This window comes from Anaerolineae bacterium, from assembly GCA_013178015.1.
Classification (GTDB): domain Bacteria; phylum Chloroflexota; class Anaerolineae; order DRVO01; family DRVO01; genus Ch71.
The window spans coordinates 51,810-61,975 of sequence record JABLXR010000022.1; the positions used below are offsets into that span (position 1 = coordinate 51,810).

Genomic DNA, 10,166 nt, shown 5'->3' on the forward strand with positions numbered 1-10,166 from the left:
CAGCGGGCGCCTTTGGCCATCCGCGGCCCGGAGCCCGACTCGCCCCCCAGCGCCTCTGGCGCAATGGAGGTGAACGTGCCCGAACTGAAGCTCACCCTAGAGACGGTAACCCCGCTATTCCTCGGCGGAGCTGATCCACAGGAGCCGCCCGAGTTGCGTCCGCCCGCCTTCCGCGGCGCCATGCGGTACTGGCTGCGAGCGGCGCTCGGAGGTGTCCTGGGCGATGGCGACCTAGATGCCCTGCGCCTGCTAGAAAGCCGCGTGTTCGGGAGCACTGTAGCTGCCTCCCCCATCTCCGTCCGCTTGACTGGCAACCTTGAGGCCGACCGGTATCCCATCCTGCCCCACAAGCAGAACGGCCATTCCCGGGAGGGCGGGCAGCGCCGCGCCTTCGGCCCAGATCAGACGTTTGACCTCGTGCTGGAGCAGCCGCCCGAGCTAGGCTCAGGTGCGACCTGGAAAGCCGGCTGCGCCGCTCTCAACCTAATGCTCACGTGCGGTGGCGTTGGTCTTCGCTCCCGGCGAGGGTACGGCACCCTGCGCGCTGTGCGCTCCACTGCCCCGGAGCTGGTTCCACCATCGCCGGACTCCATCTCCGGCTGGCGTCGGCGAGTCAAGGAGGCCATCGAGGGTGCGGTGGCCGCCGCCCGATTCCTGGCCCGAGACCAGAGCATGGCCGTCGTCCGTTCTCCCGCCGGGCCGGCTCAGTTTCCCTGCTTGGGCGGGGCGACGACCGTGCGCGTCTACGACGTACGCGCCCATTCGGCCATGGATGCCGTGCGCCAGTTCATGTCTAAGGTGCCCAGGAACCCGGCCTTCGGGGGGATCAGTCCGCGCCAGGCTTCACCTCTCTGGGTGCGGCCGATAGCGACGGGCCGGACCTATGGGCTCCTCTTCATCATACTGCCGTCCCGGTTCTCCAGGGCGGACTATGATCGCGTGGAGGGCTTTCTCAAGGCCAACTTCTCCATCCGCCACGCAGGGCAAGAGGAGTGACCAACATGAGCCATGCAGTCCTCATCTTCACCTTCAGCCCCATCCAGAGCTTCATCTCCCAGGCCCGGCGCACCGCGGACCTGTACGCCGGAAGCCGCATACTGGCCGAACTGGCGCGGGCTGCCCTTGAGGCCATCGCCTGTGCCGGCAGTACCATCGTCTACCCGGCCCGCGCTGGTGGCGGCGAGCAGTCGGACACACCCAACAAGCTCGTCGCCGTCGTCCCGAGAGAACGGGCTGCAGACCTTGGACGGGCCGCCGAGGACGCCCTCCACCGGCGCTGGAGCCAGATCGTCGCCGCTGCCGGCGGCAACGCGCTGGCCCATGGTCTCCCAGGCCACGACGACCCAGGCTGGCAATCCATATGGCGGCGGCAAACCGCGCCCCGCTACCTTTGGCAGTGCTTCTGGGCCGCCGCCAGGATAGGGCCGGATGGCTACAAGGGGGCCTACCAGCAGGCCAGCCGCGCCCTGGACGCCGCCAAGCGAAGCCGGCTCTTCCTCCCCGCGGAGGAGTGGGGCACCAAAGACAGCCTTAGCGGCCAGCGCGAGGCCCTACACCGTCAGGGGGAGAGAGCCAGCGACTACTGGCGCCAGGTAAGCAACCTGCCCCGAGTGACCGGCGCCCTGCTGCGGCCGTTCGGCCGCGAGCGGCTGGACGCCATCGGCACCGTCAAGCGCTTCTGGCCCCACCGGGATTCCTTCCTCTCTACCAGCAGCATCGCCTCCCAACCCTTCCTCGACGCCGCCCGCGAGCAGGCACCAGCCCAGCTGCAGGCATACCGACAGGATCTAGGCACCTTTCTCGGCCGCTGGCTGCACGAACCCAGGACCGACCCAGACTGGCCCTATGATGGCGACCTCCTCTTCCAGGAGACCCTCACCCCCGAGCGCCTGCAGGCCAGCTATCGCTCCGGCATCGAGACGGCCGCCCTGGGGCCGCCGCTCCAGGCACTGAAGAAGCTACACCGGACGGTCGGCTTTCCCCCCTCGCCCTACTACGCCGTTGTCGCCCTCGACGGCGATTCCGTGGGAGAGCACATATCCAAGCTGCTCGAAGAGGGCAATCCTCAGGAGGCCCATTGTCAGTTCGGCCAGAAGCTCTCGGACTTCGCCGACGTGGTGCAGAAGGTCGCGGCGTTGCACTCCGTTAGCCTGGTCTACAACGGCGGTGACGACGTCCTCGCCCTAGCACCGGCTTCCTCCGCCCTCCCATTCGCCCATGAACTGGCGCAGGAGTTCCATCGGGTCACCGCAGCCACTGCCTCCGCCGGCATCGCCATCGCCCACCACCTATCGCCGCTGGACGCCGCGCTGGAACAGGCACACCAAGCCCAGAACCTGGCTAAGGACATTCCGGGGAAAGACGCCGTATGCGTCACCCTTATGCGCCGCGGGGGCGAAGCCATCACCGCCCGCGGTCCGTGGTGCTCGGTGATCGCCAACCTGGACCAAGTCACCCAGTACCTCGCCGCTAGGAAGCTCTCCGCTCGGCTCCCCTACGACATCTGGCAACTTGCCTACGCCATACCTGACGCTAACGACATGCTGCGGGCCGAGCTCAGGCGCCTGGTAGGGCGCCGCGCCGAGGCGCTCTCAGGCCAGCAGGCCAACGCACTGACCGAAGCACTCGGCCGGTGGGCTGAGGCGTTGACCGAGACGGTCGAGGGGTTGGCACAGTGGCTCATCATCGCGCGCTTCCTCGCCGGAGCAGAAGGGGGCTCAGATGCATTTGTTTCTTGAACCCACCGACATATGGCTCTTCCGAGATGGGAAGCCCTTCAATGCGGGCTCCGACCATCGAGCTCAGAGTCTCTTCCCGCCTCACCCCACCGTCATCCAGGGCGCCATCCGCTCGCATGAGCTGGTGCTCAAAAGAATAGACCTGCAGGACCCAGCCGCCATCGCCGCCGCCGTAGGCACCTCCGAGGACTACGGTCCTCTCCGGCTGCGCGGGCCGATTGTGGCCCGGCGAGATGGCGACCGCGTCGAGCGCTACTACCCCGTACCCGCCGACGTGCAAGTGCAGAAGGACGGCAATGCCACCCAGCCGGTGGACCCAGCCCCACCGCCCGACGACGTGGTAACCAGCATCGGCGACGAGCTGCCCCTCCTTCTCTTCCCCCGAGAGGAGGCAGAGAAGGAGGGCTGGGGCCGGTGGCTGGCAGAGAAGGACCTGATGAGCGTCCTCCGCGGCGGTAGCGCCGTGGCGCTGGAGGACGGATGTCTCTTCCAGCGTGAGTCCCGCCTGGGCATCGAGCGTGACCAGGGCACCGGGGGTACCGTGCCCGAGAGGCTTTATCAGGCCGAGTTCGTCCGCCCGCGGAAAGACGTGGGGCTGTGGGTGGAAGTGCAGGGCTATCGGGACTGGCCCGCTGCGGGGCACATGCGCATCGGAGGCGAGGGCAGGGCGGCCCAGTTCTGGCAGGTGAGCGCTCCCCAATGGCCGGGCCTGGACCTCTCCCGCCCCTTGCCTCAGCGGTTCCGGCTCTACTTCGCCACCCCCTCGTACTTCAGCCGGGGGTGGCGACCGAAGGACTGGGCCACCTTCTTCGATGGCCCCGTGACGCTGGAGGCAGTAGCCCTAAAGGGCTACCAGACCATCGGCGGCTTCGACTGGGTCGCCGGCAGGCAGAAGGCCAGTCGGCGCTTCGTGCCGGCCGGCAGCGTGTACTACTTCACCACTGCGGGATCAGCACAGCTCCGATCGGAGCTAATCAACCAGGCCGTCACGGAGTGGGGCGGCGAGATCGGGTTCGGTCAGGTCATCGTCGTGGAATGGAGGGACTAGCCATGTACGAAGGCAAGCGCATGCTGTTCATCTACGTCGAGACGCCCCTGCACGCGGGCACCGGCAGCGGGCTGGGCGGGGTAGACCTTCCCATCCAGCGCGAGCGAGTCACCGGGTACCCCATGGTCCAGGCCAGTAGCCTCAAGGGGCGCCTCCGGGCCCTGGTGCGAGAGCACTATGCAGACGGAAGCGAAGACCCCGATCAACACCCTGTGGTGCTCGCCCTGTTCGGGCGTGCCGGCAGCGCTGGGGAGAACTACGCCGGCGCCCTATCCCCAGGAGACGCCCGCTTGCTGCTCTTCCCGGTCCGCTCTCTGAGTGGAGTGTTCGCCTGGACTACCTGCGCCGACGTCCTGGCGCGATTCGCCCGCCAGGCGGAACTGGCCGGGCTCGGCCTGCCGGACTCGCTGCCCGAGGAAGGCCCGCAAGCCGATGAGGTCTGGGTCGGCGGCAACGCCCTGCTCGCCGGCAAGAGGGTGGTGCTGGAGGACTACTCCTTCACCCCTCGCAACCGCCCCGAGGTCGCAGCCCTCGGCGGCTGGCTGGCGAAGACTGCCCTGCCCGACGAGGGTTACGATTACTGGAAGAGAGAGCTGCCCAGGAAGCTCGCCATTCTCTCCGACGATGCTTTCCGCGACTTTGCCCAGCACGCCACCGAGGTGCAGACCCACATCAGGCTCAGTCCCGAAACGAAGACCGTCGCAGGCGAGAGAGGAGCCGGCGCCTTGTGGACGGTGGAGAGCCTGCCGCCAGACACCCTGCTCTACGCTCCCATACTGGCTACGGCCTCCCGGCAGCCGGAGAGCAAGCTCAGCGCCGAGGAGGTTCTGGGCAAGCTGGAGGAGTGCGAGTTGACGCACACGCAGCTGGGGGGAGATGAGACGACCGGTCAGGGCTGGGTGGCCCTACGCCTGACTGTCGGAGGTGGACGATGAAGAGCCGCCAGCGCAGCCTGGAACAAGAGCGAGCCAAGCGGGCCTGGGACTGCGTCAAGAAAGCCAAGGAGCAGCAGGACAGGGTCGCCAAGGACTACGGCAATCTGGCGCGCGACCTGCCTGCGAGGCTGCAGACCAACGGCCTGGGTCAGACTCTGGCTTTCCTGCGAGCCAAGGGATATGAGAACGGCCAGCCGAAGAGCGCCGGGCACGTCCAACTCCTGCAGGATATCTCGGCCTGGGTGATGGAGCAGCTCGAAGCCGAAGATCAGAACCTACTCCAGTGGGTGGTGAACACGGCCAGCAGTGAGGACTACCGCCGAGCCACGGCCGAGGCCATGGCCCTGGCGGAGTGGCTCAAGCGCTTTGCCGAGTCCGAGCTCCCCACGGGAGGCGGGGATGAGCACTAGGAGAGCAGAGCAGCGTGGCGGATCCCGCCACCCCGAGCGCCAGCAGCCGGCGCCGCGCCCGCCCAGCTATCCCCTGCCGAAAGACACGGTCGCCGCGTGGCGAGCGGTCAAGGGCCGAGGGCCATTGAACGCGGGCCTGGTGTTCGACCGCTTCGTGGCCAACTGGGGTGATCCTTTCGATCCGCAATCGCGTCGTGACCGCCGCGAAGGTCCCAAGGGTGAAACTTGGCGAGAGCTGGTTGAGGCAGGCAAGGGAGTGGACGCGGACCTGCTGACCGCGTGTCTCCAGCGGTGGCAGGCGGTGGTCGAGCGCGCCCGCGGGCGCCCGTTCGCTCTGCGCACCGATTGGCGGCTAGTAACCGGCCTGGGTCGGGGGGGCCCGCTGGAGGCCGGTTTCGCCTTCAGCCGCCACGGGTCCCCCATCCTGCCTGGCAGCGGCCTCAAGGGAGTGGCCCGGGCCTGGGGGCTAAGGCAGGTGGCGCGGGCGGTCGGCGTGAAGGAGCTCGGCAAGCTGGAGCAGGTTCTTAGCGCTGCAGGCGACTGGGAGAAGGACTGGCGCGAGCAGCTGGGTGAGATGGACATCACCAGCAGCGCCTTCGACTTCCGCCTCATCTTCGGCACCACCGCCGAAGCGGGCAGGGCAATCTTCTTCGACGGGATGCCGAAGCCAGGAGTGAAGCTCGACCTGGACATCATGAACCCCCACTACCCCGAGTACTACGCCGGTCGTGACGCTCCTACGGACTCTCAGAACCCCAGGCCGGTGACCTTCCTCACCGTGGCCCCGGGGTCCGAGTTCGTCTTCGCCGTCGGCTGGCGAGGTCGGTGGGACGACCAGGCAAGGGAGCTGCTCGAGGTGGCTGGCCGCTGGCTACGTCAGGGCCTCCTCCACCTGGGCGCCGGCGCCAAGACCAGCGCCGGCTATGGGTACTTCGTCGCTGCCGCGGAGGGAAGCTAGCCGTGCACAAGAAGGTCATGTTGGCGCTGGTCGGAGAGCAGCCGATACCGAACGTGCTGCCGGTGGCTCACTTCGGCCCCGACCGAGTGGCCCTGATTTGCACCCGGCAGACCCAATGGATGGCCGATCGCATCGGCGAGTACCTGGGAGAGTTAGCGGCGAGACCTTTCTGTGTGACCGATCCGTACTTGGTTGACGTGATAATGGCGGACCTGGACCGGTACATCGACACCCGGGGTTGGTCAGAGGCCGAGTTGCTCATCAATCTGACTGGTGGCACCAAGGCCATGGCCTTGGCCGCCCTTGAGACAGCCCGCTACTCCGGCTCCCGTGCATCTGCCTTCTATTGCCAGACAGGCGCACGCGACCATTTGCTGCATAGGTTCCGCTTTGTGGACGGCAGACTCACCTCCGAGCCCCCGATGCGCATAGCGCCAAGCCTCACCATCAACGACTTCCTTCGGCTGCACGCGGGCCGCTGGCATCTCGAGGAGTTCAAGAACGACTTCGAACGGAATGTGGCGACCGTATTGGGCAGCCTCGGCTCTGAGTACGAGTTCTGGCCCAACGTGAGGCTCTCTGGTATCGGCCATGGTGTCGAGGTGGACGGAATCTTGAGGTTCGGCAGCACCTTTGGCGTCTTCGAGATCAAGCTGCGCGCGAAGAAGAGCGACGGGCTCGATCAGCTTCGCAGCGTCACTGAACAGCGGACGCTCGGAACCTATACTAAGAGGTTCCTGGTCACCTCCGATCCTATGCACCACAATGACATGGACCTCGCCGATGCGTATCGAGTGACAGTGGCTACCCTGCCAAGTGGGCGTCAAGCCCGGTTGTCTGCCGAGGATGTCTGTAGCCTCACTGAGGTGGTTACGCGCGAGATGACTCGGGGCAATTGAGACAATGATCATTCTCAACTTCGCCCATCCCCTCACCGACGAACAGCTGTGGCAGATAGAGCGCCTCACCGGCTGTGCCGTGGAACGCGTCATCACCGTCGCCACCTGTCTCGACCTGGCTCAGCCCCTCGGTCCCCAAGTCGCTGCATTGGCGGACGCGTGCGGGCTCTCGCCCACCGAGTGGCAGACGCTGCCCCTTCTGGTCAACCCGCCGTCACTCAACTCCATCGCCGTGGCCCTGCTAGCCGAACTGCACGGCCGTTGCGGCTACTTCCCCGCCCACCTGTGCCTGCGCCCAGTGCCGGATAGCGTGCCACGGCGATTCGAGGTGGCCCAGACGCTGGACCTTCAGGGCCAACGGGATGCAGCTCGCCAGGCCCGCTCCAGCAACGCACCCCCTCCCCCCGCCGGAGGTACCCCATGCCCATAGTCCGTGAGCTCATCGTGGACCAGTTCGGCGTCCACCTCACCAAATACAGCGAGCGACTCGTCGTCAGCCGTAAGGGCCAGAAGCTGCAGCAGGTACCCCTGCTGCACCTCGAGTCCGTCCTCATCGCCTCCCCCGGCGTCAGCCTATCCTCCTCCGCCATCTCCGCCTGCTGCGAGCGGGGCATCCCCATCCACTTCCTCTCTCCCATCGGGGAGCCCGTCGCCGCCCTCTACTCCGCCGGCCTCAGCGGCACCGTCCTCACCCGCCGGGGACAGGTGGCCGCCTACGACGACGGCCGCGGCATCCTCCTGGCTATCGCCATGGCCCAGGGCAAAATCCGCAACCAGGCCGGCCTGCTGCGCTACGCCGCTCGCAACCGCAAAGACAAGGAGCCCGACACCGCCGCTCGGCTCACCGACCTGGCCGGCCAAGTCGAAGATCACTCCCTCGAGCTCGCGCGCCTGGCCGATAAGGCGACGCCGCAACCCGAGGACGACGCCGACGATGATAGCCCCCTGGACGCCCTCCGCTCCCAGATCCTGTCCGCCGAGGGGCGGGCGGCCAAGTACTACTGGGAGGGAATCGGCCTCCTCCTGGACCAGAAGCACGGGTGGCCCGGACGCAGAGGCAGAGGGGCGCAGGACCCGGTCAACGCCTGTCTCAACTACGGCTATGGCGTCCTCTACGGCCAGGTCGAGCGCGCCCTCGTCCTCGCCGGGCTGGACCCCTATGCCGGCTTCCTCCACGCCGATCGGCCGGGAAAGCCTTCCATGGTCCTCGACCTGATCGAGGAGTTCCGCCCTCTGGCTGTGGACCGCACCGTGGTGGCCGTGTTCAACCGGAACATGCCCATCGCGCAGGGCCAGGACGGGCTGCTAGACGACGACAGCCGACGCACCGTGGCCGAGGCCGTCCTCCGGCGCTTGGGGGCCGACGCCCCATACGAGGACAAGCGCATCAGCCTCGGGGCCGTGATCCAGAGCCAGGCTCGACGGGTAGCTGCCTACCTGAGAAGGGAGCGAGAGACCTACGAGCCTTACGTCATGAAGCTGTAGGAGGAAGGGGATAGGTTATAGGTTATAGGTTATAGGTTATAGGGATTAGGGAGGAGCGCCGGGTGCGCGCCTTCGCCCCTGTAACCTGTTCCCTATAACCTGTAACCTACCCCTGTAGTGATGCGGTGCCTGGTGGTGTACGACATAAGCGACGACAAGCTGCGCGCGAAGGTGGCCGACATCCTCATAGATTATGGGCTCGATCGCGTGCAGTACAGCGCCTTCGTCGGGCAGTTGGCGCGCACCCACATCGAGGAGATGAGCCTCAAAGTGAAGCGCCGGGTGGGCAGGGCCAAGGGCGCGAAGGTGCTGGTCTTCACTATCTGCCAGAAGGATTGGGATGAACGAATTGACATACCTTGAGAGGCCCGAGATCGTCGCTAGGGAAGCGGCGGAACGCCTTCATAGCATAGCCCTTGACGAGACCACGGTGGAGCCATTTCACCTGCGGGTCAGCGAGATCAGGCAGTACTGGTACTGCCCTCGGCTGCTTTACTACTTCTACTGTCTGCCGGATGTGCGCCCCATCACCTACAAGATGGAAGAGGGGCTAGAGCAGCATCGGGAGGAAGTCCTGCGAGAACGCAGGCGCGGCCTGGCCTTCTACGGCCTGCAAGAGGTTGAGGGGAAAGCCCGCAAGCGGTTCGACGTCATCACCGAGAGCGAGCGCCTGCGCCTTCGCGGCAGGCTGGACGCGCTGATAGAAGTGGAGGAGGAGGGGGGAGTCCGAGCCTACCCGGTGGAGTACAAGGCTACACGGCGAGAGCCCGGGCCCCAGTACCGCCTGCAGTTGGCCGCCTACGCCCTCATGCTCGAGGAGCAGGAAGGTTGCCGCATCAACCAGGGCTTCTTCGTTCTCCTACCCCTGAGGAAAGCCATCCCGGTACGGCTGGACCGGGCTGCCAAACTGAGGGCGGAGCGAGCGGTGCTGGACATGCATCGAATCGTGCGCGGCGAGGTTCTGCCTCCGCCGCCGCGGTCCGCAGCCAGGTGCAGCACCTGCGAGTTCCGCCGGTTCTGCAACGATCTGTGGTAGCGTCATGTCCGGACCCCTGCCCCAGAAAGCCCTCCAGCGGCCCTCTGGTGAGAACCTCGGCGCGCGGGGCCTCGGGCGAGTGCCGCCGTTCCCTCGGGGGGCCAGCGTTAGTATGCGCTGCTCGCCCAACACCTACCGGTTGTGTCATGCTGCCGCGAGAAAGGGTAGGGATCCAGTGGCATTGAGACCTTCTCGCGCGCAATGCCGTACTACGCCCCGAACGGCACTTGAGAGCAGTGGCGGAGGGCCGTAGAATGGCAGCAGGAGAGCCTTTCCGCACCTTAACAGCCGAATACGCCTTGAACAGGGGTACGAACTGCCTCGGTTCCAACCCCAACGATCCGACTGAGGATACTGAAACGCCAGTACTCCCGTTCCAGTCGGCCCGTTTCTGTCGGTTCCAACCCCAACGATCCGACTGAGGATACTGAAACACTACCTGGACCAAACAGGTCAGGTAGTGGAGGAGTTCCAACCCCAACGATCCGACTGAGGATACTGAAACCTGTAGCTTGTTCACGATAGCCTCCTGTGGCATACTGTTCCAAACCCAACGATCCGACTGAGGATACTGAAACGCTGGGCGCTGGACCAGGGTGCGCCCATGCCGCCGGGTTCCAACCCCAACGATCCGACTGAGGATACTGAAACAGTATC

At 66.0% G+C, this 10,166-nt stretch carries 11 protein-coding genes and 1 CRISPR repeat array; all 11 genes read left to right on the plus strand.

Translation table 11 applies throughout. The features are described 5' to 3' along the window. The first annotated feature begins 75 nt into the window (after positions 1-75). The 11 genes from cmr1 to cas4 all read left to right on the plus strand — a co-directional run bounded on the left by cmr1 (position 76) and on the right by cas4 (position 9,509). A complete protein-coding gene (cmr1, locus tag HPY83_10090; protein ID NPV08293.1) occupies positions 76-996 on the plus strand; it encodes a type III-B CRISPR module RAMP protein Cmr1 in 921 nt (306 codons plus the stop codon). Positions 997-1,001: 5 nt separating this feature from the next. After that, the gene (gene cas10, locus HPY83_10095; protein ID NPV08294.1) at positions 1,002-2,738 is read left to right on the plus strand and encodes a type III-B CRISPR-associated protein Cas10/Cmr2; all 1,737 of its coding nucleotides are present in this window, start codon (positions 1,002-1,004) and stop codon (positions 2,736-2,738) included. After that, on the plus strand, positions 2,722-3,786 hold the full coding sequence (gene cmr3, locus HPY83_10100; protein NPV08295.1) for a type III-B CRISPR module-associated protein Cmr3: 1,065 nt from the start codon (positions 2,722-2,724) through the stop codon (positions 3,784-3,786). The genes cas10 and cmr3 overlap by 17 nt, the downstream gene beginning before the upstream one ends. Before the next feature lie 2 nt (positions 3,787-3,788). Further along, entirely contained in the window at positions 3,789-4,721 is a 933-nt protein-coding gene (gene cmr4, locus HPY83_10105; protein NPV08296.1) for a type III-B CRISPR module RAMP protein Cmr4, read from the plus strand. After that, positions 4,718-5,131 carry a type III-B CRISPR module-associated protein Cmr5 gene (cmr5, locus tag HPY83_10110; protein ID NPV08297.1) on the plus strand — a complete coding sequence of 138 codons (414 nt, stop codon included), beginning with the start codon at positions 4,718-4,720 and terminating at the stop codon, positions 5,129-5,131. The genes cmr4 and cmr5 overlap by 4 nt, the downstream gene beginning before the upstream one ends. Next, on the plus strand, positions 5,121-6,089 hold the full coding sequence (gene cmr6, locus HPY83_10115) for a type III-B CRISPR module RAMP protein Cmr6 (GenBank protein ID NPV08298.1): 969 nt from the start codon (positions 5,121-5,123) through the stop codon (positions 6,087-6,089). Before cmr5 ends, cmr6 begins: the two co-directional genes overlap by 11 nt. 2 nt (positions 6,090-6,091) lie before the next feature. After that, positions 6,092-6,988, plus strand: coding sequence for a DUF1887 family protein (locus tag HPY83_10120; protein ID NPV08299.1), 897 nt, complete (start codon positions 6,092-6,094; stop codon positions 6,986-6,988). Positions 6,989-6,992: 4 nt separating this feature from the next. Further along, entirely contained in the window at positions 6,993-7,418 is a 426-nt protein-coding gene (locus HPY83_10125; GenBank protein NPV08300.1) for a hypothetical protein, read from the plus strand. Continuing rightward, the gene (cas1, locus tag HPY83_10130) at positions 7,409-8,473 is read left to right on the plus strand and encodes a CRISPR-associated endonuclease Cas1 (protein ID NPV08301.1); all 1,065 of its coding nucleotides are present in this window, start codon (positions 7,409-7,411) and stop codon (positions 8,471-8,473) included. Before HPY83_10125 ends, cas1 begins: the two co-directional genes overlap by 10 nt. Positions 8,474-8,593: 120 nt before the next feature. Further along, entirely contained in the window at positions 8,594-8,836 is a 243-nt protein-coding gene (cas2, locus tag HPY83_10135; GenBank protein NPV08302.1) for a CRISPR-associated endonuclease Cas2, read from the plus strand. Further along, entirely contained in the window at positions 8,814-9,509 is a 696-nt protein-coding gene (gene cas4 / locus HPY83_10140; GenBank protein ID NPV08303.1) for a CRISPR-associated protein Cas4, read from the plus strand. The genes cas2 and cas4 overlap by 23 nt, the downstream gene beginning before the upstream one ends. Before the next feature lie 324 nt (positions 9,510-9,833). Continuing rightward, positions 9,834-10,160: a CRISPR direct-repeat array (repeat unit 37 nt; unit sequence GTTCCAACCCCAACGATCCGACTGAGGATACTGAAAC). The last annotated feature ends 6 nt before the right edge of the window (positions 10,161-10,166 follow it).

What these genes read in the sequence shown, in the direction of transcription:
- cas10 (NPV08294.1), top strand. Translation starts at nt 1,002, where the DNA reads ATGAGCCATGCAGTCCTCATCTTCACCTTCAGCCCCATCCAGAGCTTC.
- cmr3 (NPV08295.1), top strand. Translation starts at nt 2,722, where the DNA reads ATGCATTTGTTTCTTGAACCCACCGACATATGGCTCTTCCGAGATGGG.
- cmr4 (NPV08296.1), top strand. Translation starts at nt 3,789, where the DNA reads ATGTACGAAGGCAAGCGCATGCTGTTCATCTACGTCGAGACGCCCCTG.
- cmr5 (NPV08297.1), top strand. Translation starts at nt 4,718, where the DNA reads ATGAAGAGCCGCCAGCGCAGCCTGGAACAAGAGCGAGCCAAGCGGGCC.
- cmr6 (NPV08298.1), top strand. Translation starts at nt 5,121, where the DNA reads ATGAGCACTAGGAGAGCAGAGCAGCGTGGCGGATCCCGCCACCCCGAG.
- HPY83_10125 (NPV08300.1), top strand. Translation starts at nt 6,993, where the DNA reads ATGATCATTCTCAACTTCGCCCATCCCCTCACCGACGAACAGCTGTGG.
- cas1 (NPV08301.1), top strand. Translation starts at nt 7,409, where the DNA reads ATGCCCATAGTCCGTGAGCTCATCGTGGACCAGTTCGGCGTCCACCTC.
- cas2 (NPV08302.1), top strand. Translation starts at nt 8,594, where the DNA reads ATGCGGTGCCTGGTGGTGTACGACATAAGCGACGACAAGCTGCGCGCG.
- cas4 (NPV08303.1), top strand. Translation starts at nt 8,814, where the DNA reads ATGAACGAATTGACATACCTTGAGAGGCCCGAGATCGTCGCTAGGGAA.